The organism is Vibrio ostreae (assembly GCF_019226825.1).
GTDB classification, from domain to species: domain Bacteria; phylum Pseudomonadota; class Gammaproteobacteria; order Enterobacterales; family Vibrionaceae; genus Vibrio; species Vibrio ostreae.
The window spans coordinates 3,152,788-3,176,243 of the sequence record NZ_CP076643.1 but is presented as its reverse complement, the minus strand read 5'-3'; the positions used below and the strand labels follow the sequence as shown (position 1 = coordinate 3,176,243).

14 protein-coding genes, 4 tRNA genes and 4 rRNA genes are annotated in these 23,456 nt (G+C 49.1%); 7 read left to right on the top strand and 15 right to left on the bottom strand.

All coding sequences use genetic code 11. The annotated features are described in order from the left end of the window. Positions 1 to 117 precede the first annotated feature (117 nt). Complete coding sequence (locus KNV97_RS20840; RefSeq protein ID WP_218562683.1) at positions 118 to 906, top strand: DUF547 domain-containing protein; 789 nt, start codon at positions 118 to 120, stop codon at positions 904 to 906. 168 nt (positions 907 to 1,074) lie between these two features. Here the strand turns inward: KNV97_RS20840 and rrf (KNV97_RS20835) are convergent. The 10 genes from rrf (KNV97_RS20835) to KNV97_RS20790 all read right to left on the bottom strand — a co-directional run bounded on the left by rrf (KNV97_RS20835) (position 1,075) and on the right by KNV97_RS20790 (position 10,710). Then, positions 1,075 to 1,190 (bottom strand): 5S ribosomal RNA (rrf, locus tag KNV97_RS20835). A 34-nt stretch (positions 1,191 to 1,224) separates the two neighbouring features. Next, positions 1,225 to 1,300, bottom strand: a tRNA-Thr gene (locus KNV97_RS20830). A 96-nt stretch (positions 1,301 to 1,396) separates the two neighbouring features. Beyond that, a 5S ribosomal RNA gene (gene rrf, locus KNV97_RS20825) occupies positions 1,397 to 1,512 on the bottom strand. Between the two features lie 151 nt (positions 1,513 to 1,663). Next, positions 1,664 to 4,555 (bottom strand): 23S ribosomal RNA (locus KNV97_RS20820). Positions 4,556 to 4,862: 307 nt separating this feature from the next. Next, a tRNA-Ala gene (locus KNV97_RS20815) sits at positions 4,863 to 4,938 on the bottom strand. A gap of 42 nt (positions 4,939 to 4,980) precedes the next feature. After that, a tRNA-Ile gene (locus KNV97_RS20810) sits at positions 4,981 to 5,057 on the bottom strand. Between the two features lie 66 nt (positions 5,058 to 5,123). Then, a 16S ribosomal RNA gene (locus KNV97_RS20805) occupies positions 5,124 to 6,676 on the bottom strand. The 16S, 23S and 5S rRNA genes sit together here with 3 tRNA genes alongside, the layout of an rRNA operon. A gap of 538 nt (positions 6,677 to 7,214) precedes the next feature. Continuing rightward, complete coding sequence (locus tag KNV97_RS20800; protein WP_218562682.1) at positions 7,215 to 8,474, bottom strand: HD-GYP domain-containing protein; 1,260 nt, start codon at positions 8,472 to 8,474, stop codon at positions 7,215 to 7,217. Between the two features lie 132 nt (positions 8,475 to 8,606). Next, positions 8,607 to 9,011, bottom strand: coding sequence for a VOC family protein (locus KNV97_RS20795; RefSeq protein WP_136485014.1), 405 nt, complete (start codon positions 9,009 to 9,011; stop codon positions 8,607 to 8,609). 127 nt (positions 9,012 to 9,138) lie between these two features. After that, on the bottom strand, positions 9,139 to 10,710 hold the full coding sequence (locus tag KNV97_RS20790) for a sensor domain-containing diguanylate cyclase (RefSeq protein ID WP_136485016.1): 1,572 nt from the start codon (positions 10,708 to 10,710) through the stop codon (positions 9,139 to 9,141). A 242-nt stretch (positions 10,711 to 10,952) separates the two neighbouring features. Here KNV97_RS20790 and KNV97_RS20785 point away from each other — a divergent pair, with 242 nt between their 5' ends. After that, positions 10,953 to 11,873, top strand: a complete 921-nt coding sequence (locus tag KNV97_RS20785; RefSeq protein ID WP_218562681.1) for a homocysteine S-methyltransferase family protein — start codon at positions 10,953 to 10,955, stop codon at positions 11,871 to 11,873. Between the two features lie 129 nt (positions 11,874 to 12,002). On the opposite strand, the gene KNV97_RS20780 is transcribed toward KNV97_RS20785, so the two are convergent. Then, a complete protein-coding gene (locus KNV97_RS20780; protein WP_136485021.1) occupies positions 12,003 to 12,236 on the bottom strand; it encodes a hypothetical protein in 234 nt (77 codons plus the stop codon). Between the two features lie 620 nt (positions 12,237 to 12,856). Here KNV97_RS20780 and KNV97_RS20775 point away from each other — a divergent pair. Further along, positions 12,857 to 13,285, top strand: coding sequence for a DUF7282 domain-containing protein (locus tag KNV97_RS20775; RefSeq protein WP_136485023.1), 429 nt, complete (start codon positions 12,857 to 12,859; stop codon positions 13,283 to 13,285). 246 nt (positions 13,286 to 13,531) lie between these two features. Here KNV97_RS20775 and KNV97_RS20770 read toward each other — a convergent pair. After that, positions 13,532 to 13,616: transfer RNA gene (locus KNV97_RS20770), tRNA-Leu, on the bottom strand. Between the two features lie 143 nt (positions 13,617 to 13,759). Beyond that, positions 13,760 to 15,130 carry a GGDEF domain-containing protein gene (locus KNV97_RS20765; protein WP_218562680.1) on the bottom strand — a complete coding sequence of 457 codons (1,371 nt, stop codon included), beginning with the start codon at positions 15,128 to 15,130 and terminating at the stop codon, positions 13,760 to 13,762. Positions 15,131 to 15,397: 267 nt separating this feature from the next. On the opposite strand from KNV97_RS20765, the gene KNV97_RS20760 reads away from it, so the two are divergent. Next, the gene (locus KNV97_RS20760) at positions 15,398 to 15,871 is read left to right on the top strand and encodes an RDD family protein (RefSeq protein ID WP_136485037.1); all 474 of its coding nucleotides are present in this window, start codon (positions 15,398 to 15,400) and stop codon (positions 15,869 to 15,871) included. Positions 15,872 to 15,937: 66 nt separating this feature from the next. Here the strand turns inward: KNV97_RS20760 and lptG are convergent, their stop codons facing one another. Together lptG and lptF are read right to left on the bottom strand one after the other, a co-directional pair. After that, positions 15,938 to 17,008, bottom strand: coding sequence for an LPS export ABC transporter permease LptG (lptG, locus tag KNV97_RS20755; RefSeq protein ID WP_136485040.1), 1,071 nt, complete (start codon positions 17,006 to 17,008; stop codon positions 15,938 to 15,940). Between the two features lie 3 nt (positions 17,009 to 17,011). Beyond that, positions 17,012 to 18,118 carry an LPS export ABC transporter permease LptF gene (gene lptF, locus KNV97_RS20750; protein WP_136485042.1) on the bottom strand — a complete coding sequence of 369 codons (1,107 nt, stop codon included), beginning with the start codon at positions 18,116 to 18,118 and terminating at the stop codon, positions 17,012 to 17,014. A 191-nt stretch (positions 18,119 to 18,309) separates the two neighbouring features. Between lptF and pepA the strand changes: the two genes are divergently transcribed. The 3 genes from pepA (at position 18,310) to KNV97_RS20735 (ending at position 23,418) form a co-directional block, all read left to right on the top strand. Beyond that, complete coding sequence (gene pepA, locus KNV97_RS20745) at positions 18,310 to 19,818, top strand: leucyl aminopeptidase (RefSeq protein ID WP_136485044.1); 1,509 nt, start codon at positions 18,310 to 18,312, stop codon at positions 19,816 to 19,818. Positions 19,819 to 20,014: 196 nt separating this feature from the next. Next, entirely contained in the window at positions 20,015 to 20,464 is a 450-nt protein-coding gene (locus KNV97_RS20740) for a DNA polymerase III subunit chi (RefSeq protein WP_136485046.1), read from the top strand. Positions 20,465 to 20,556: 92 nt separating this feature from the next. Further along, positions 20,557 to 23,418 carry a valine--tRNA ligase gene (locus tag KNV97_RS20735; protein WP_218562679.1) on the top strand — a complete coding sequence of 954 codons (2,862 nt, stop codon included), beginning with the start codon at positions 20,557 to 20,559 and terminating at the stop codon, positions 23,416 to 23,418. Positions 23,419 to 23,456: the final 38 nt, after the last annotated feature.

Here is a 23,456-nt window from a genome sequence, read left to right as displayed (position 1 = left end):
ACTGCAGCCCTTTTTGTACCTGACGTATTTTAGCGGCTAGTATTAATTCTATAAGCAATTGTCACCTTATCCGGTCTGAATGACGTCAGCTCAGCAACAGTAAGGAAAGTTACGCCGATGAAATACCTACTGAGTTTATTACTCTGCTTGCCTGTCAGCGTATTCGCTGCACCAAAAGCTGATTTGTGGCTTTTTTGGACGGCCAGTAACCAAGAAAACCGGCAAAAAATAGCTCATGACGCCTGGCAACAACTACTTGATCGCTATCTCTCCCGCAATGGCGAATATACCTTGTTTAACTACGCCGCCGTCAGCCAGACAGATCAGCACAAACTCAGTCGTTACCTTTCTTCTCTGGCGGCTATCGACCCAAGGACGCTTAACCGTTCAGAGCAATATGCCTATTGGATAAATCTCTATAATGCACAAACGGTACAACTCATCCTGCAACACTATCCACTCGACTCCATTACCCAATTAGGCGGCCTGTTCAGCTTTGGGCCCTGGGATGACAAAGTGCTCACGATTGCCGGTCAAACGTTAACCCTGAATGACATAGAGCACCGTATACTGCGCCCGATCTGGCTCGAACCAAGAACTCACTATGCACTCAACTGCGCCAGCCTGGGCTGCCCCAACCTGCAGCCTCAAGCCTTTACTGCTGATAATCTCGATCAGTTGCTCGATAGTGCCGCACAAGAGTTTATCAATAGTGAAAAAGGCGCGCACATGCAAGACGAAAAGCTGGTTCTCTCCAGTATTTATGACTGGTATCAGGTCGATTTTGGCTCCCGTCAGCAGCTCATACAGCACCTGGCTACCTATCGTGCAGACCTGTCCGGTTTTCGGGGCAATATCCGCTATCAGTACAACTGGGCATTAAATGAGGCGGGAGCGGGAATATAGAGGGTCTAGGAAATATGTCGCATAGGGGCATACTAAGCCACACCCATGTGAGAACAATTATTGATAAAAACAGAGAGAAGGAAGGGACGAGTTGTCACTCTAGGAACTAGGATTCTGGAAGCTTAAAACGAGAAAACCCCGACCTTGTGGTCAGGGTTTTGAAATCAAGCCTGGCGATGTCCTACTCTCACATGGGGAAACCCCACACTACCATCGGCGCTACTTCGTTTCACTTCTGAGTTCGGAATGGAATCAGGTGGGTCCAAAGTGCTATGGTCGCCAAACAAATTTTTTGACCGCTTACGCGTGTCGAATAAATGGTGCTGATACCCAGAATCGAACTGGGGACCTCATCCTTACCAAGGATGCGCTCTACCGACTGAGCCATATCAGCACACTAAATCTTGTCACTGAGGACGAGAAACCTGTTTAAAACAAGTCTCTGCTTTGTTTTCAGCTTTTCTGAAAAAGCTGAAAACAAGAAATTAAAGCCTGGCGATGTTCTACTCTCACATGGGGAGGCCCCACACTACCATCGACGCTGTTTCGTTTCACTTCTGAGTTCGGAATGGAGTCAGGTGGGTCCAAAACGCTATGGTCGCCAAGCAAAATTCTGTTTAACTACCGCTGTAAGCGATAATTACCTTTTATTTTCACTTTTTTAAAAGTGAAGACAAAAGATTGGAAAGCTGTTTTCGTTCTCATTACACATTCAATGTACTGGTCATTGAGTCCATCAAAACCCCTTGGGTGTTGTATGGTTAAGCCTCACGGGCAATTAGTACAGGTTAGCTCAACGCCTCACAACGCTTACACACCCTGCCTATCAACGTTCTAGTCTCGAACAACCCTTTAGGACACTTAAAGTGTCAGGGAAGACTCATCTCAGGGCTCGCTTCCCGCTTAGATGCTTTCAGCGGTTATCGATTCCGAACTTAGCTACCGGGCAATGCGTCTGGCGACACAACCCGAACACCAGAGGTTCGTCCACTCCGGTCCTCTCGTACTAGGAGCAGCCCCCTTCAATCTTCCAACGCCCACGGCAGATAGGGACCGAACTGTCTCACGACGTTCTAAACCCAGCTCGCGTACCACTTTAAATGGCGAACAGCCATACCCTTGGGACCGACTTCAGCCCCAGGATGTGATGAGCCGACATCGAGGTGCCAAACACCGCCGTCGATATGAACTCTTGGGCGGTATCAGCCTGTTATCCCCGGAGTACCTTTTATCCGTTGAGCGATGGCCCTTCCATTCAGAACCACCGGATCACTATGACCTGCTTTCGCACCTGCTCGAATTGTCATTCTCGCAGTCAAGCGGGCTTATGCCATTGCACTAACCTCACGATGTCCAACCGTGATTAGCCCACCTTCGTGCTCCTCCGTTACTCTTTGGGAGGAGACCGCCCCAGTCAAACTACCCACCAGGCACTGTCCTCGAACCGGATAACGGTCCAGAGTTAGAACATCAAACATACAAGGGTGGTATTTCAAGGACGGCTCCAACGCAACTGGCGTCACGTCTTCAAAGCCTCCCACCTATCCTACACATGTAGGTTCAATGTTCAGTGCCAAGCTGTAGTAAAGGTTCACGGGGTCTTTCCGTCTAGCCGCGGGTACACTGCATCTTCACAGCGATTTCAATTTCACTGAGTCTCGGGTGGAGACAGCGTGGCCATCATTACGCCATTCGTGCAGGTCGGAACTTACCCGACAAGGAATTTCGCTACCTTAGGACCGTTATAGTTACGGCCGCCGTTTACCGGGGCTTCGATCAAGAGCGTCGACCGAAGTCTAACCCCATCAATTAACCTTCCGGCACCGGGCAGGCGTCACACCGTATACGTCATCTTACGATTTTGCACAGTGCTGTGTTTTTAATAAACAGTTGCAGCCACCTGGTATCTGCGACTTCCAATAGCTCCATCCGCGAGGGACTTCACCGTCAGAAGCGTACCTTCTCCCGAAGTTACGGTACCATTTTGCCTAGTTCCTTCACCCGAGTTCTCTCAAGCGCCTTGGTATTCTCTACCCGACCACCTGTGTCGGTTTGGGGTACGATTCCTTACAATCTGAAGCTTAGAGGCTTTTCCTGGAAGCATGGCATCAATGACTTCATCACCGTAGTGACTCGACATCGTGTCTCAGCCTTACAGAGAGCCGGATTTACCTAACTCTCAAGCCTACGCACTTGAACCTGGACAACCGTCGCCAGGCCCACCTAGCCTTCTCCGTCCCCCCCATCGCAATTGTAAGAAGTACGGGAATATTAACCCGTTTCCCATCGACTACGCCTTTCGGCCTCGCCTTAGGGGTCGACTTACCCTGCCCCGATTAACGTTGGACAGGAACCCTTGGTCTTCCGGCGAGGAGGTTTTTCACCCCCTTTATCGTTACTCATGTCAGCATTCGCACTTCTGATACCTCCAGCATGCCTTACAGCACACCTTCAACGGCTTACAGAACGCTCCCCTACCCAATGCGATAAATCGCATTGCCGCAGCTTCGGTTTACAGCTTAGCCCCGTTACATCTTCCGCGCAGGCCGACTCGACTAGTGAGCTATTACGCTTTCTTTAAATGATGGCTGCTTCTAAGCCAACATCCTAGCTGTCTGAGCCTTCCCACATCGTTTCCCACTTAGCTGTAATTTGGGACCTTAGCTGGCGGTCTGGGTTGTTTCCCTCTCCACGACGGACGTTAGCACCCGCCGTGTGTCTCCCGGATAGTACTTACTGGTATTCGGAGTTTGCAAAGGGTTGGTAAGTCGGGATGACCCCCTAGCCTTAACAGTGCTCTACCCCCAGTAGTATTCGTCCGAGGCGCTACCTAAATAGCTTTCGGGGAGAACCAGCTATCTCCGAGTTTGATTGGCCTTTCACCCCTAGCCACAAGTCATCCGCTAATTTTTCAACATTAGTCGGTTCGGTCCTCCAATTGATGTTACTCAATCTTCAACCTGCCCATGGCTAGATCACTCGGTTTCGGGTCTATATCCAGAGACTGTGCGCCCAGTTAAGACTCGGTTTCCCTACGGCTCCCCTAAATGGTTAACCTTGCCACTGAATATAAGTCGCTGACCCATTATACAAAAGGTACGCAGTCACACCACGAAGGTGCTCCTACTGCTTGTACGTACACGGTTTCAGGTTCTATTTCACTCCCCTCACAGGGGTTCTTTTCGCCTTTCCCTCACGGTACTGGTTCACTATCGGTCAGTCAGGAGTATTTAGCCTTGGAGGATGGTCCCCCCCATGTTCAGACAGGATAACACGTGTCCCGCCCTACTCGATTTCACTGAACATACGCTGTCGGCTACGGGGCTATCACCCTGTTTCGCGGTCCTTTCCAGAACCTTCACCTGACGCATATAAAGCTTAAGGGCTAATCCAATTTCGCTCGCCGCTACTTTCGGAATCTCAATTGATTTCTTTTCCTCGGGGTACTTAGATGTTTCAGTTCCCCCGGTTCGCTTCATTAACCTATGTATTCAGTTAATGATACCTGCTTATGCAGGTGGGTTTCCCCATTCGGAAATCGTAGACTCAAGTGGCTCTTACTGCCTCATCTACGCTTATCGCAAGTTAGTACGTCCTTCATCGCCTCTGACTGCCAAGGCATCCACCGTGTACGCTTAGTCACTTAACCATACAACCCGAAGGAGTTTCGAGTTGATGAACCAAGTCACCAAGGTTTCGTTGTCTCTCATTATTTGAATGAGCGAGAGACTTTTCGATTTTGCCGGACTCAATTTTGAAACTTGTTAAACAAGTTTCTACCAAGCACACTTGAATGTGTTGTTGGTGTATTCCATTAAGGAATACATTGAGAACTTTACAAATAATGTTTCGTTTACGAATAAACAAAAGATTATTTTGTCAGCTTTCCAAATTGTTAAAGAGCAAGATTCTATCAAAGAACCATTTCTAAACATTCTCGTAAGAACACTTAAAGATGGTGGAGCTATGCGGGATCGAACCGCAGACCTCCTGCGTGCAAGGCAGGCGCTCTCCCAGCTGAGCTATAGCCCCATCAGGTGTTGATACTGTGTGCCAATCTTCTGGGAGGAAGATTGGTGGGTCTGAGTGGACTCGAACCACCGACCTCTCGCTTATCAGGCGAACGCTCTAACCACCTGAGCTACAGACCCAGTATCGTCTCTTAAACGTAATAAACCATCAATCTGTGTGAACACTCATCGCAATAATCATTCGTATAAGGAGGTGATCCAGCGCCAGGTTCCCCTAGCGCTACCTTGTTACGACTTCACCCCAGTCATGAACCACAAAGTGGCAAGCGTCCTCCCGAAGGTTAAACTACCTGCTTCTTTTGCAGCCCACTCCCATGGTGTGACGGGCGGTGTGTACAAGGCCCGGGAACGTATTCACCGTGGCATTCTGATCCACGATTACTAGCGATTCCGACTTCATGGAGTCGAGTTGCAGACTCCAATCCGGACTACGACGCACTTTTTGGGATTCGCTCACTTTCGCAAGTTGGCCGCCCTCTGTATGCGCCATTGTAGCACGTGTGTAGCCCTACTCGTAAGGGCCATGATGACTTGACGTCGTCCCCACCTTCCTCCGGTTTATCACCGGCAGTCTCCCTGGAGTTCCCGACTTTACTCGCTGGCAAACAAGGATAAGGGTTGCGCTCGTTGCGGGACTTAACCCAACATTTCACAACACGAGCTGACGACAGCCATGCAGCACCTGTCTCTCAGTTCCCGAAGGCACAAGACTGTCTCCAGTCTCTTCTGAGGATGTCAAGAGTAGGTAAGGTTCTTCGCGTTGCATCGAATTAAACCACATGCTCCACCGCTTGTGCGGGCCCCCGTCAATTCATTTGAGTTTTAATCTTGCGACCGTACTCCCCAGGCGGTCTACTTAACGCGTTAGCTCCGAAAGCCACGGCTCAAGGCCACAACCTCCAAGTAGACATCGTTGACGGCGTGGACTACCAGGGTATCTAATCCTGTTTGCTCCCCACGCTTTCGCATCTGAGTGTCAGTATCTGTCCAGGGGGCCGCCTTCGCCACCGGTATTCCTTCAGATCTCTACGCATTTCACCGCTACACCTGAAATTCTACCCCCCTCTACAGTACTCTAGCCTGCCAGTTTCAAATGCAATTCCGAGGTTGAGCCCCGGGCTTTCACATCTGACTTAACAAACCACCTGCATGCGCTTTACGCCCAGTAATTCCGATTAACGCTCGCACCCTCCGTATTACCGCGGCTGCTGGCACGGAGTTAGCCGGTGCTTCTTCTGCAGCTAACGTCAAACGAATGCGCTATTAACACACCCGCCTTCCTCACTGCTGAAAGTACTTTACAACCCGAAGGCCTTCTTCATACACGCGGCATGGCTGCATCAGGCTTGCGCCCATTGTGCAATATTCCCCACTGCTGCCTCCCGTAGGAGTCTGGACCGTGTCTCAGTTCCAGTGTGGCTGATCATCCTCTCAGACCAGCTAGGGATCGTCGCCTTGGTGAGCCCTTACCTCACCAACTAGCTAATCCCACCTGGGCATATCCTGACGCGAGAGGCCCGAAGGTCCCCCTCTTTGGCCCGAAGGCATTATGCGGTATTAGCCATCGTTTCCAATGGTTATCCCCCACATCAGGGCAATTTCCCAGGCATTACTCACCCGTCCGCCGCTCGCCGTCCTTAACGTTCCCCGAAGGTTCAGTTAAGTCGCTGCCGCTCGACTTGCATGTGTTAGGCCTGCCGCCAGCGTTCAATCTGAGCCATGATCAAACTCTTCAATTTAAGATTTGATTCCCTAAATAATTAGGGAGGCTCAATGAATACTGACTTCAAATTACCTTAGTAATTCAAAGCTATTACCATTCCAACAGAATGGTAATGAATTGACTGTGCTCGAATGATTGCTCATTCAAATTGGTCACTCAGTTCATTGATACCTAAGTTGATTCTTTAGAATCATCTTCGATTATCATCAACGAGTGCCCACACAGATTGATAGGTTTATATTGTTAAAGAGCGTTGCTTTTTAGAAACTTTCTTCTCAAAGCGGAGGTGCATTCTAGCGAGTTAATTTGAAGAGTCAAACACTTTTTCAAATTTATTTCTCAGAAGCTTTTCACCTCGCTGACCAGCGCTGAAGCCTTGTGGCGTCTGCCGTGTCAGTGAGGCGGCATTATAGAGAGTTGCTTCAACTTGGCAATACTAAAAATCACTTTTTTTATAAAAAAACGTTCGTTTGGTTATTAAACAAACGAACGACTTTTTATGCAGACTTTACTCTCAGCACACCCACAATTTACTCACAAAAAACTGTGGATAACTAATCGTCACTATCAAAAAAATAGGAAATCCGTGAACGAGGATTGAGGTAATCACGAATTTTGTCCGGTAACTTATTCGGTAATATCGCACTGACTATCTTCATGTCTTTACTAGCCAGGTCAATAATCGGAGCCTGAGTACGTGGTACTGAAGGGTCATAGATAAGGACATTAGGAAACAGCAGATGCTTAGCATTCACCGAGATGACCAGCCCCACCATATCATTAGAGAGCTGAACCACTGTTCCGGGCGGAAACACCCCCATGAATTTGACCATGATATTGAGGTTTTCATGGTTATACAGATGGCGGCAATTCTTATAAAGGTGAGATAACGCGATATAAGGGATTTTTTGCTCAGCCACCACATTGGGGTGGCAAAGGTTATCAAACGCATTGGCGACTGCGACCACCTGCGCTAATTCATCAATCTCTTCTTCTTTATAGCCCTGCGGATAGCCAGAGCCATCATTCAATTCATGATGTTGCTCTATCACTCGCATCGCACTAGCCGGAAAGTCCTCTATATTAGCCGCTAACTCCTGACCATACTTGGTATGCAGTTTAAGGTAGTTTTTTTCCGGTTCGCTAAGCGGAGTCGGCTTTCTGACAATTGCACTCGGAACGCGCATTTTACCAATATCATGAAACAGACAGGCGAAGGCGAGCTCTTTTAATTTGTCGGCAGGAAATCCTTTGTTCTTTCCGATCATCATGGCAATCACTGAAACATTAAGTGAATGGAAATAGATGTCTTCAAACTCACTTTTGCTGTTCATCAGGTGCAGGGTGACGCTGTCCTCACTGAGCAGCTTGTCGACAACATCGTCGACCAGCTGCTTAGCTTCATCGACCGCATCCTGCGGACGATTACGAATTTTGTTCATAACCGCACGCATACGGGCCAGTGAGCGTTCAAATTCTTTCTCACAATGCAAAACCCGGCGCCGATAAGCATTCAGTTTCTCGATTCGTTTCTGCTTTTCCTGCCATAACTTGTCAGCTTCATCGTCAATCGCTGGGTCACTACTCTGTTCAGCTTCCGACTGCCCCTGAGTCTGTGGAGGTAAAGGCGAGGTATCGCTTTGGGCCGGATTCAAAAATACGTGCTGGATACCCAGATGCCGAATCAGGCGGATTTGCTCCTGAGTCGTAATCTTAAAGCTGTTAAACAGAAAAGGATGCTCATTCCATTTGACCGGCAAACGGATATGTAACCCAGGTTGCAGCCTATCGACCGTAATTTTGATACTTGCCACTCTATCACTCTGTCCTTGGTACGCAGGCTCCTACTAATCAGGGGCCTTGATATTAGGTGTTCATATATTAGAAGAACTCAATAATAAGGTCATCAATACAATACTCAGAGAGCTGCGTATAAAGCGAGATCTTCAACAAACTTCGCAATTAATGATCCAGCGAACACCGAACTGATCCTCAACTTTTCCGCATCGGGTGCCCCAGAACGTGTCTTCTAATGGCATCATCACTTTACCTTGTTCAGCTAACTGTTCGAATAATACGAGTTGACGATCAATGTCATCCATCACCACAGACAGTGCAATCTGATTATCTTTGAGTTCCTGCGTTGCAATGCCATCAGACAGCATTAACTTCATATGCTGCGTGACCAGTTCAGCATGCATGATCCAGTTCGGGTTAACGCCTTTAATCAGCTGTGGCGCTTCATGAAAATAGCGTTTGGTTAATACATGGCCATCAAAACACTGGCAATAAAAGTCGAGCGCCTGTTCACAGCGGCCGGAAAAAAATATATACGGTGTGAGGATAAACATAGACACCTCCTGCTTTTATAAGAAGCATAGTCGATTCCTCTCACCAAATCTGAATACTGGTATGTCGCTCTATAGAAAGGAACTCAGGCACGCAAAAGTCCAGCCAGCTTGTCTTCCGCATCTTTAGCTAACAATCACTCATCTCAGTACGGTTACGACCATTATGTTTGGCCTGATACAGTGCCATATCCGCCTTTTTCATCACTGATTCAATCGCCTCATCACCAGCGGACCAATATGCCACACCAATTGAAATAGTAATGGCTGGCACCATAGTGAAACTATGATTGGCCACTGAGGCCCGGATACGTTCCGCCACCTCATAAGCCCGGGCGATATGGGTATTACTGAGCAACAGGATAAATTCTTCCCCGCCTGCACGACACACAATATCTTGCTCCCGTGCCTGCTGTTTCATCAAACTCGATACTTCCCGCAACAGCTCATCACCCGCATCATGCCCATAGGTATCATTCACCTTCTTGAAATAATCCAAATCGAGCGCAAGCACAGAAAATGGCATCTGGCGGACGGTAAAACTCTCAATACTTTTTTCTAACCCACGTCGGTTCAACAATCCGGTCATAGCATCAGTTAAGCTATCGGACTGCAGTCGATCGATGGTGTTAGACGCAACTCCGAATGCACGTAAGAAACTCTGTTTGAGGTGAGCAGCCTCAAAGTACCAAGGTTTGACGAGTTTCATCTCATCCATGAGTGAACTGTCACTTTCAAGTTTCTTAACCGCGCTGGCCAGTTGCCAAAGTGGTTTTGAGATAAAAATCGCCGATATCCAGATAATAATCAGGGTGACGATACCTATCGGAATCGATTGCCACACCACTTGAAGCAACTGATCATCAAGAACCATCAACGCCTCTGCACGCGGTTTCTGCGCCACAATACCCCAACCAGATTGTTTAACCGGAGCATAACCAGCCAGCATTTCAGTACCGAAAACATTTAAAGTCTCGATGTGGCCGCTTTCACCACGTGCGACTGCGTTTATCGCAGCATTTTTCGTGATCACCTGACCGATGCGCCGATGGTCCGGGTGATAAATCAAAGTACGATTATGATCCACTACATACAGATATGAACCGTCACGATAACTGTGTTTACCCAGTAACGTGGCCAGCATGTTTTCCTGCTCCAGATAAATCGTGCCACTGACAAATCCCTGATAGTGGCCGGAAGCTGAAAAGATCGGATAAGAGATACTGGTAATATAGTTGCCCGCTGGAGAGACGAAAGGATCGGTAATCAGCGGCTTTTGTGCTGTGAGAGACTGGAGCGAGTTGACGCCGGTCAGAGCTATACCTGTCACTGGCAGCGTTTGCGGCGCAATCGCCTTAATCACGCCATCAGCGTTGACCACGACCACAGAATTAAATGAATCGGTCTGCTTTTTTAACCGTTCAGTTTCAGCTAACAACAATTCAGGATCCGCTATTTTATCACTCAGCACCGCGGCACTAAACGCGAGCTGATTGAGTGCTGAAGTCAAAAATGCATCTGTCATTTCGGCCATCTTCTCGGCATACACCTGATTAGAAGCCAAAGTATTGGCGATGATTAACTCTCTCTGCACCCGATACATGGAGTAAAATGCATTGATTAGGGTGATAAATGCCGTGAATAGGCACAACAGTAAAATGAGTCTTCTTAAATTTAGTTTATCTCCAGACACTTCTATCATTCCATTAACCGTTGCCTATTAGTTTTCTTCCGCCAAATTTCCGTGCACAATAATAGCGACAACTTCCTTCCCATCACATGCAATAAATCAGAGTACTAACATTGTTCACGTCCAAAAAATGACACTAAGCCAAGATTAAAGTGTGAATTTAATTCATAGTAACATTGAACAGAATTCAATTTGATACAAATCACAATATGGTTCAATAACCGCCATCATCCCACGTACTTCAGGCGCTTAAGATGAAAAAATTAACCATCATAGACGGTGGTATGGGCAGAGAATTAGAACGAATCGGTGCCCCGTTTTCACAAACAATGTGGAGTGCACAAGCACTGTTGGAAACACCAGGCTATGTGCGCCAGGCTCATCAAAATTTTATTGATGCCGGAGCGCAAGTCATCATTGCGAACAGCTCCGCTTGCGTACCCTTTTATCTCGGTCAAGAGTGCTATCAGGCCAAAGGTGAGTCACTGGCACGCGAAGCCGCGATTATCGCTCAGTCCGTCGTACAGCACGAAAAAGTGAAGCACCGGAATAAAGTTCTGGCTGCGGGTGCGTTATCTCCGCCGTATGGCAATGACGACCCTGACCTGTTTGATGCTGAATCTGCACTGGGTATCTATCACGCTCTGTTTGCAGCCCAAAACCGCTACGTTGATCTGTGGTTCGCAGAAGAGATAGCCAGTATAGCTGAACTCACATTAGTGCAATCGGTTCTGCAACACGCTCAACAGCCCTGTTACTACATTTTATCGCTGAGCAACGAAACAACCCCCGAGCTTCAGTTGCGCTCCGGAGAATCGGCTATTGATGCCATTGATTTTATCGTCCAGCACGGTGGCGAGGGTATTCTGTTTGAGAGTGAAACAACCGACGTCATTTCCCAGGCTATTACTCGTGCCGCGGAACGCATCAAGCGTGCAGATATCGAACTTGGCGGATACATCAATTTTTCCACCACCACAGACTCTGCGCTCACAGCACAAAACACGAGTACACCAAGCTCCGAACTCTCACCACAAAGTTACTTAGTATTAGCGCAGCATTGGTATCAACTCGGTGCCACTCTTTTCGGAGGATGTTGCGGAATCAGGCCGGAACATATCCAAGCGCTGGCTCGATGGCGTGATAGCCAGGAACCGTTGGTAGCTGTTAAATAATATTCATCTTCAGACCGTAATAAACACAAGCAATACCCACGAAAATTTCGGGGGGTATTGCTATTACCAAACATATTGCTCGACGCCCTAAGGCTCACTAAGCCAAATGAGCCAGACTGAATACCAGGCTCAGTTCATCACGATTTCGGTACACACGCCACTGTCACACTCCTCGATACGCAAAGGGTTACCATGCTTGTCACTGTACGTGGTTTTATAATGTTTACCTCGAATTTCACGAATCGCAGTCCACTCTTTACCTTCGCGGTCTGTACCACGTAAGTACTGACTGTTGCCCGCTTCTATTATTGTCCGGCTCCAGGTCAAACCGGTGGTGCTGTCTTTGCACTGCTCAAATACCATATTGCCAGTCTTAGACTTGTTACAATAAACATTCTCAGAACTCTCAAACGAATCGGCGCAAGCAGAAAAAACAAAGCCACTACAAACAAAAAATACCGCTAATCTATTTATCTTAATAATCATATAATGCGAAACCAAACCAAACGTAATACGATAAATTGCATATAAGCCACAAATTTTCGCGCACGATATCACATTTTTCGATCAGTTATCGTATATACATTGCCTGTTTTGATGAAAGTGAGACTAGCACCTTGTTTTAGTCAATGGATATTGTGTAATCACTTTATGTAAAATAAGTCGAGCCTTTGAAAAGAGTACTTTTACACCTCAAACTGACATTTTATCCGTAAGCCTGCCTTGCAACTTACTGGTTACCAGACTATTCCAATTCAACATACCACCACTCGATCATCTGCCCGAAAAGCCATGGTTATTAATCACATCTGATGCCCTCAGTCGAAATGGCGCTCAAAGACCTAAATATCAGGACACAAAAATAAATGCACTTTTTTACGTCCATGGTTGAACTGCAATCGATGTCGCTACGTATCAGAGATAGTTGGCAGAAGTAGCGCTGACAAATCGTGTTTAAGATTACGCTGCAACAGGAAAATATTATGAAAAATCGTTTTACAGCTTCAGCAAAAACCTTTTGTCTTTTCACTGTACTAACTACCGCTTCTTCTCTGGCATGGGCCGGACATCATCTCGGCGTTAAAGCCACTGATCAGGATGTTTCCGGTGGAACAGTATCTGCCAACATGATAATGGCCGGCGACAATGGCTGGATGGTGGTGCACCGCACTGATAAAGAAATGAAACCGGGTCCGGTGGTTGGTTATTCGCCGGTTAAGAAAGGCAACAACAGCGACGTCACAGCGATACTGACTGAACCGGTAAAATCTGGTGAGATGCTGATGTTAATGTTACACGGCGAAGCCGGCGGCATGAAAACCGGTATTTTTGAGTACACGTTAGGTGCCAAAGAAGATGGCCCGGTACGCGAAGACGGCAAACTGGTTATGAGTGTGATTACGGCCAAATAATCTGCAAGCAAACCATAACGATAAAGGGGACCTTGCTGTCCCCTTTTGTTCTCCCGCCTCGCGTTCACTGAGCCCCAAAACGACGAAAGGCCGCTGTAATAAGCGACCTTTCTAATCATGGTACCGATGGGAGGACTGACCGGGCTTGCGCTCAAGCCGCCACTCCGGAAACACCGTTTTCCCGCCCCGCGTTCACTGAGCCCCAGAACGACGAAAGGCCGCTGTAATAAGCGACCTTTCTAATCATGGTACCGATGGGCGGACTTGAACCGCCACTCCCGAAGGAAACGGATTTTGAATCCGTCGTGTCTACCAATTTCACCACACCGGCATCTTAGGGGAATCCCCTTCAATGGATGGTCATTATACGTAAGAACGAAGAGGGTGCAATAACAATATATTGAAAACTAAATTGTTTGCTGAATATTTCGCCACCAATCCTAACTCGCTTAATTCAGGCTAACTCTCTCGTTATTACTCATTGTGCGCCAATAAGATAACCCGATTACGCCCTTGTGCTTTCGCCTGATACAGCGCCATATCCGCCCGCTTGAACAAAGAGGCTTCACTGTCCTGCGCTATATAACTGGTGACACCGGCGCTGATAGTAAACTCAGGCAAATCCTCTTCGCGTAAATCCTCCACCAGCTGTCTCAGATTTTGTGCCAGTTGATAGCTGCTGTCACCATTTTGCATCGGTAACACAATCGCAAATTCCTCACCGCCGAGGCGAAATAGCATATCAGTAGAGCGAATACGCTGCTTGAGCTGAGCGACCAACAATTGTAGTAGCTGGTCACCTACCTGGTGACCATAACGATCATTGACCCGTTTAAAATAATCTACATCCAGCAATACCAGACCAAAGTCATAACCACCACGCTCGGCCAGATCCAGTTGCAGTTGGATCTGCTCTTCCCATTTATGGCGATTGAATGCACCAGTCAGTTTGTCCTGAGTCGCGAGCGCCAATAACTGCTTTTCGACCCTTGCGCGGCTGGTCATCTCAACGCTGAGACGTGACATCACAATATTGATTTCATATTCCAGTTCCGCCAGCTCGTCGCGGGTCTGGATAGGCGCTACATCAAGCTCTGATGATCCGTCGCCCTGATCAAGCGTCGAGGTCATGGTATGAATTTCGCCCTGAATGCGGCGAATGCGATGCAGAATAATCTGCACGATATAGACGGTGAGAAATAACCCTAACCCCAGCGCGCCAACGCCTAGCAGTATACTGACCAGCAGGAAATCTTTCTCGTGGCGCTCGGTGTAGTACGCATCCTGACGAGTGACGCTCTCGAGATGACCAATAATGTTTGTACCGGCCGCTTCCAGTTCATCAGCCAGGGTTTCCATCCTATTCCGCTCCGCCGCAGAAATGACATCGCGCCCAGCTACCATTTCCAGATGTTGTTCAAACGCAGCGCTTTGCTGCGCATAGCGGCTGATCTCCTGCAATACCTGCTGATGCTTAGCAGGCATCAAAATTACCTTGTTCTGGCTCAGATTCTGCTCAATCAACTGTACTGCTTTATCGAGCAGGCTCTTCATTTTGTGCTTTTGAAATGCCAGCTGCTGATGGCGTTTGAGCTCATCATACGACTTCCCCGCTAACAGGGAGCGTTCAAACTGCTGGTGTTGTTCCAGTTCAATAAACTCCAGTTGGCGCATAATCTGGCTAAGAGGGATATCCAGATAGGCGAGTTCACGCATCTCATGGTCTATCTGCTTAATTTTGTAACCTGAATAGACAATCGCAAACAGCAAAAACGTCAGCAGTAATACAAACAGACCGCCGATTTTGTGTTTGATTGAAGCGTGATACCAATTAAAAAGCGCCATGATTTTCCCTAACCAGAAAGTGAAACCAGACCAAGAGTCGTAACCAATACCGCCGGCTACACAGAGATCCGCTTTGGCATAGTGGCCGAATTTTACCTGCTGACTGAGCAGAGGCAAGTTTGGTTACGCTTTTGTGAACCCATTCGATCTCTCTTCTTGCTCAGGGTAACAAATTACGACCAATTACTAAGCTGTGCGGCAGCTCTCTTTTCACCTGACCAACCTGACGATATGCTGACGGCCGGTTGATTAGATACAAAGGTTGTTATGAACGAGTCCACTCTGCCTCCTGCCGGGCTGCTGCGCCGTGTCGGAGCACTGATTTACGATACCCTGGTGGTGATGGCGATCCTGATGATTGCCGGTGGCGTTGTTGTTGCTGTACTAGAAGCGTGTGTCGCCGCGGGGATACTCAGTTATGCCCCTTATCAGGACGCGGGTGACCTGCTTAGCCATCACCCGATCTGGAGCCCGGCTTATACCCTGTATCTGGCCTGCGCCTGGATCTACTTTTTCGTGTTCTTCTGGACCCGCGGCGGCCAAACCCTCGGAATGCGGGCCTGGAAACTGGTGGTATGTAATCCGGACGGTACGCGCATTTCAGCGACACAGGCCCTGATCCGCCTGGCAACATCAGTCTTCGGACTGGGAAACCTTACGGTACCTTTTGATCCAAAGAAACGTGCTTTTCAGGACATGTGGGCCAAGACTTGTGTGGTCGTGCTGCCGAAAGTTAAATAAGCGCAGTCCTCTGTTAAGGAATAAAAAAGGAAAGCTTCTGCTTTCCTTTTCTGTTCATAACACCCGTTAAAGTTTGCGTCGTAGTAGCACGATAGCAATACTGAGGAACACCAGACTCGGCGCGACAGCGCCAAACACCGGTGGGATGCCGTACACCAGACTGAGCGGACCAAAAAACTCACTGGAAATATAGAAGGTGAAACCTGCGATGACCCCGGACAAGATCCGAGCCCCCATGGTCACACTACGCAGCGGACCAAAGATAAACGACAGTGCCATCAGCATCATGACCGCAATCGAAAACGGCTGAGTAATCTTACGCCAGAACGCCAGTTCATAACGGGAAGCATCCTGTTCCGACTCTTTGAGATAATGAACATAATCATACAAACCACTCAGCGCCAGCTCTTCCGGCTTGACGGTAACCACCGCCAGCTTATCCGGGGCCAGAGAGGTCTGCCAGCGGTATTCTGGCAGTGACTGTTTGGTGATGACGACGTCATCTTTCATGTCCGTGATCTCAACACCTTTCATCATCCACAGATTATCGCCGAGATAATCGGCCTGTTTGGCAAAGACCACGTTGGTTAGCTGTTTATTATCATCGAACCGCCACATATTGAGGCCATGCAGACGATTATCATCGATTTTAGCGATGAAGATAAAATCATTGATATCGCGCGCCCAAACCCCGGTGCGGACCGATAAAATCTGGCCGCCGGAGGTTGCGAACGCGCGCAAATCACGCGCCGCTTTCTGTGCCTGCGGCGCGCCCCACTCACCAAGCAGAGTGACCATAATCATCAGCGGCACCGCGGTTTTCAGCACCGACAAACCAATATCAATTTTCGAAAAACCCGCCGCCTGCATCACTACTAACTCTGAACTTGCGGCCAAAGCACCAAGACCAATCAGTGCCCCCAGCAATGCAGCCATCGGGAAAAACATTTCAATATCACGCGGAATACTCAGCACCACAAACAGCAGGGCCTGCAGCAGATCGTAGGTACCGTCACCCACTTTGCGCAGCTGTTCAACATATTTGATGATACCGGACAACCCGACAAAGGTGGCCAGTACCAGCATGGTGGTGGCAATAATGGTGCGGCCGATGTACCAGTCAAGAATCTTAAACATGACTTAGGCTACCTTTTTCTTCTTTTGTCTTAACTTATCTTTGAATTTTCTCACCGGCACGCTATCCATGGTATTGGCAATAATAGCCGTCAGCAGCAGCGCTGCATTGATCGGCCACATACCGACCAGTGCCGGGATAGAGCCATCTTCCAGTGCTGACTTAGTCGCACTGATGGCCAGAAAATAAGTCAGGTAAATCAGGATTGCCGGACCCATTTTGGCAAAACGGCCCTGACGCGGATTGACCGCCGACAGTGGCACCACCAGCATGGTCAACAGCGGAATACAGACCACCAGTGAAATACGCCATTGCAACTCCGCCTGCGCGCGGCGATCAGAATTATGCATCAGTTCCAGGGTCGGAATCGCTTCCCAGTCGCGGCCTTTCTCTTCCACCTCGCGCTGACCAATCAAGCCTTCATATTCATCAAACTTGGAGATCATGTAATCAACGCGGGTCGGGACCCCTTCATAGCGGGTGCCGTTATACATGGTGATGATCTGGCGTCCGTCACTCAGTTCTTTCACGTCACCGGAATCGGAGAACATCACACTCGGCAGGATCGATTCACGTGGCGTCAGTTGCGCCACGAACACGTTGTTCAGGGTTTTGTTGTCGATATTATCGATAAACACCACCGACGAACCATCCGGCGAACGCTGGAACTGACCGGTTTGCAACAGGTCAACACTGTTTTCCGCCGCCAGTTGTTCCATCAGCGATTCGACTTTATCCTGACTCCAGGGTGACAGCCACAGCGCGTTAAAGCCGGCGACACACGAGGTAATAATGCCGAGATACAATGCAGCGCGCACCAGGAACTTATTACCGATCCCGGTGGCATTCATCACTGTAATTTCACTTTCCGCGTACAGGCGACCGAAGGTGAGCAAAATCCCGATGTACAGGCTCAGTGGCAGCATTAACAACCCCATTGCCGGCATGTTCAGACCGACAATGGATAAAATCAAACGAGCCGGGATTTCACCATCAGACGCATCGGCTAAAACGCGAATAAATTTTTGGCTCAGAAACACTAAAAACAGCACGAAAAAGATCGCTAATTGGCTTTTTAGTGTCTCGCGGATCAAATATCTAACAATAATCACGCTGAAATAACCTATGCAAAACTTGTTTTTTTGATTGAATCACTATAATTTCCCGTTGAACCTTTTATTTTTTAAAATTTCACTATGTGTTAGAGCGCTTAACTAAAGGGTAGATCCAAGTGAGGATTCAACAAGTAAGAACGCATTATCTAACATTTAGTTCTATTTGTCTTTAGGATGTAGGAGTACGCATGGAGTTCAGTGTTAAAAGTGGTAGCCCTGAAAAACAACGTAGCGCATGTATCGTTGTCGGTGTCTTTGAACCACGCCGCCTTTCTCCAGTCGCAGAACAGCTAGATAAAATCAGCGACGGCTATATCAGTTCACTGCTGCGTCGCGGTGATCTGGAAGGTAAACCGGGGCAGATGCTACTGCTGCATCAAGTACCTGGTGTTCTGTCTGAGCGCGTATTGCTGGTTGGCTGCGGTAAAGAGCGCGAACTGGGCGAACGTCAGTACAAAGAAATCATTCAGAAAACCATCAGCACACTTAACGAAACCGGCTCAATGGAAGCGGTCTGCTTCCTGACTGAACTGCATGTTAAGGGGCGCGATACTTACTGGAAAGTGCGTCAGGCAGTCGAAGCCACCAAAGATGGCCTGTACACTTTCGACCAGTTCAAAACCGTGAAGCCGGAGACTCGTCGTCCGCTGCGTAAACTGGTATTCAACGTCCCTACCCGCCGTGAACTGAGCCTGGGCGAGCGTGCTATCACGCACGGTCTGGCTATCGCTTCCGGTGTTAAAGCCTGTAAAGATCTCGGCAATATGCCACCAAACGTGGCTAACCCGGCGTACCTGGCTTCCCAGGCTCGTCGTCTGGCTGACGACTACGAAACCATCAGCACCAAGATCATTGGTGAAGAAGAGATGGAAAAACTGGGCATGACCTCTTACCTGGCGGTTGGCCGTGGTTCGAAGAACGAATCCATGATGTCAGTCATCGAGTACAAGGGCAACCCGGATCCGAATGCCAAGCCGATTGTCCTGGTTGGTAAAGGTCTGACTTTCGATTCAGGCGGTATTTCACTCAAGCCAGGCGAAGCGATGGATGAGATGAAGTACGACATGTGTGGTGCCGCGTCAGTATTTGGTACCATGAAAGCGATTGCCAAACTGAACCTGCCACTTAACGTGACGGGTATTCTGGCTGGCTGTGAAAACATGCCTGGCAGTAACGCTTACCGTCCGGGTGACATCCTGACGACCATGTCAGGTCAGACGGTTGAAGTCCTCAACACTGACGCAGAAGGCCGTCTGGTTCTGTGTGATGCCCTGACCTACGTAGAGCGCTTCGAACCCGATTGTGTGGTCGATGTGGCCACGCTGACCGGTGCCTGTGTGATTGCACTGGGTCACCACATCAGTGGTGTAATGGCCAACCATAACCCGCTGGCCCATGAACTGGTCAATGCTTCTGAGCAGGCCAGCGACCGCGCATGGCGTCTGCCGATGGCGGATGAATTCCACGAACAGCTGAAAAGCCCGTTTGCCGATATGCAGAACATCGGTGGCCGTCCGGGTGGCGCGATCACCGCGGGTTGCTTCCTGTCGAAATTCACTAAGAAGTACAACTGGGCCCACATTGATATCGCGGGTACCGCGTGGCGCTCTGGTGCGGCGAAAGGTTCAACCGGTCGTCCGGTCTCTATGCTGGTCCAATTCCTGCTCAATCGCAGTGGCCAGGATAGCGAGGAGTAATACTCCCGAAAATAAAAGGGCCGTCAGGCCCTTTTTTGTTTATCGCGAATCGAGGTTTACCGCTAACTATTTTTACCGCTAACTATTTTTACCGCTAACTATTTTTACCGCTAACTATGTTTACCGACAACTATGTTTATCGATAACTATGTTTAATAACGGCGAGTGTTGGTCGTGAACCGAATGAGGCACAAGTATGGCAACCGCAACGTTTTATATCGTCCAGCCCGATTCCCCGCAGGCGACGGAATCCGGTCTGGCTGACTATGCGCTGTTCCTCAGTCAGCATTTTGCCCGTCAGGGCGCCAAAGTGTATCTGCAATGCAATGATAAAGCCCATGCCGAGCAGATGGCAGAGCGCTTCTGGCAGGTCGACGCGACGGACTTTATTGCCCATAATCTGGTTGGAGAAGGTCCGCGCTACGGCACGGCGATCGAAATCGGTCACTGCGGGGTCAAACCTACCTGGAACCGGCAACTGGCAATAAATTTGGCCGATAATCATACAACCTTTGCGAAGGCCTTCGCAGAGGTGGTAGACTTCGTCCCCAACGAAGAAAATGCGAAACAACGGGCTCGTGAACGTTATAAGTTGTACCGCCAGGCGGGCTATCAGCTGCAAACCATCGAGATCCAATACCCATAATGGTTCATCGTTATAGTTAAGCTCTCTTGTTGAGAGACCTCACTTATAAAGATTGCCAGTATTAACCATCAAAGTATCCATTTAAGAGCGCTATGGAAAAGACATATAACCCAACATCAATCGAACAAGATCTGTATCAGACTTGGGAAGAAAAAGGCTACTTCAAGCCTCACGGTGACACATCAAAAGACGCCTACAGCATCATGATTCCGCCACCGAACGTCACTGGTAGCCTTCATATGGGTCACGCATTCCAAGACACCATTATGGATACCCTGATTCGTTGCCAGCGCATGAAGGGTAAGAACACCCTGTGGCAAGTCGGTACTGACCACGCGGGTATTGCGACTCAGATGGTTGTTGAGCGTAAGATCGCGGCAGAAGAGAGCAAAACCAAACACGATTACGGTCGTGATGCCTTCATCGACAAGATCTGGGAATGGAAAAACGAATCTGGCGGCACCATCACTCAACAACTGCGCCGCCTGGGTGCTTCGGTTGACTGGGACCGTGAACGTTTCACTATGGATGACGGCTTCTACAAAGCAGTACAGGAAGTGTTTGTCCGTCTGTACAAAGACGACCTGATTTACCGTGGTAAGCGTCTGGTTAACTGGGATCCAAAACTGCACACCGCGATTTCTGATCTGGAAGTGGAAAACAAAGACGTTAAAGGCAACATGTGGCATTTCCGCTACCCGTTAGCCGATGGCGCCAAAACTGCTGAAGGTAAAGACTACATTGTCGTCGCGACCACGCGTCCGGAAACCATGCTGGGTGATACCGGTGTGGCGGTAAACCCGGAAGATCCACGCTACAAAGATCTGATCGGCAAAGATGTCCTGCTGCCTATCGTGGGCCGTCGTATCCCGATTGTCGGCGATGAACACGCTGACATGGAAAAAGGTACCGGCTGTGTGAAAATCACCCCGGCACACGACTTCAACGACTATGAAGTGGGTAAACGTCATCAGTTGCCGATGATCAACATCTTCACCTTTGATGCTAACGTGCGCGCTGCAGCGGAAGTGTTCAATTCGAACGGTGAAGCGAGCGACGCTTACAGCACCGAGATCCCAGCTCAGTACCAAGGCCTGGAACGTTTTGCGGCACGTAAAGCGATCGTGGCAGAATTTGAGCAGCTTGGCCTGCTGGAAGAAATCAAAGATCACGACCTGACTGTCCCTTACGGTGACCGTGGCGGTGTGGTGATCGAACCTATGCTGACTGACCAATGGTATGTGCGTGCCGGTATTCTGGCCCAGCCTGCGGTTGAAGCGGTGGAGAATGGCGACATTCAGTTTGTGCCTAAGCAGTACGAAAATATGTACTTCTCCTGGATGCGTGATATTCAGGACTGGTGTATCTCTCGTCAGCTGTGGTGGGGTCACCGCATCCCGGCCTGGTACGATGCCAACGGCAACGTTTACGTGGGTCGTAACGAAGACGAAGTCCGTGCTGACAACAACATCCCGGCTGATGTTGCCCTGAGCCAAGACGAAGACGTGCTGGATACCTGGTTCTCTTCGGCGCTGTGGACCTTCGGTACCCTGGGCTGGCCGGAAAACACGGACGCCCTGAAAGTGTTCCATCCGTCAGAAGTTCTGGTGACCGGTTTTGACATCATCTTCTTCTGGGTGGCGCGCATGATCATGATGACCATGTACTTCATCAAAGATGAAAACGGCAAGCCACAAGTCCCGTTCAAGACGGTTTACGTCACCGGTCTTATCCGTGATGAAAACGGCGATAAGATGTCGAAGTCAAAAGGTAATGTGCTGGATCCGATCGACATGATCGACGGTATCGATCTGGAATCGCTGGTCACCAAACGTACCGGCAACATGATGCAGCCACAACTTGCGGCCAAGATCGAGAAAAACACGCGTAAAACATTCGAAAACGGGATTGAACCTTACGGTACCGATGCACTGCGCTTTACCCTGGCAGCAATGGCATCCACCGGTCGCGATATCAACTGGGATATGAAGCGTCTGGAAGGTTACCGTAACTTCTGTAACAAGCTGTGGAACGCGAGCCGTTATGTACTGATGAACACCGAAGAGCAGGATTGTGGCTTTGCTGCAGGCGCTGCACTTGAGTATTCACAGGCCGACAAATGGATCGAATCTCAGTTTGAACTGGCAGCGAAAGCGTTCAACGAACACATCGACAACTACCGCCTCGATATGGCCGCGAACACGTTGTACGAGTTCATCTGGAACCAGTTCTGTGACTGGTACCTGGAGCTGACCAAACCGGTGCTGTGGAAAGGTAACGAAGCGCAGCAACGTGCGACACGCCGTACCCTGATCACTGTGCTGGAGAAGACCCTGCGTCTGGCTCATCCGGTTCTGCCGTACATCACCGAGACTATCTGGCAAAGCGTTAAGCCACTGGTTGAGGGTGTGGAAGGCGACACCATTATGCTGCAGGCACTGCCTCAGTACGATGCCGACAACTTCCATCAGGAAGCGCTGGATGACATCGAATGGGTAAAAGCCTTCATCACCAGCATCCGTAACCTGCGTGCAGAATACGACATCAACCCGGGTAAACCACTCGAAGTGATGCTGAAAGCAGCCAACGAGACCGACGCGCAGCGTCTGCAGGCTAACCAGCAAGTACTGATGTCGCTGGCGAAACTGGAAAGCGTACGCATCCTGGCATCAGGTGAAGAAACGCCGGCCTGTGCGACCGCACTGGTGGGTAAATCTGAGCTGATGATCCCGATGGCGGGCCTGATCGACAAAGATGCCGAACTGGATCGCCTAGCGAAAGAGATCGCGAAAACTCAAGGCGAGATCAAACGCATTGAAGGCAAACTGGGTAACGAAGGTTTCGTCGCCAAAGCGCCGGAAGCTGTGGTTGCCAAAGAGCGTGAGAAGCTGGACGGCTACAAAGAGACCCTGACTAAACTGGAAGAGCAGAAAGCGACCATCGCCGCTCTGTAAGTTATCAGGATGAAGAAAAGGCAGCGAATTCGCTGCCT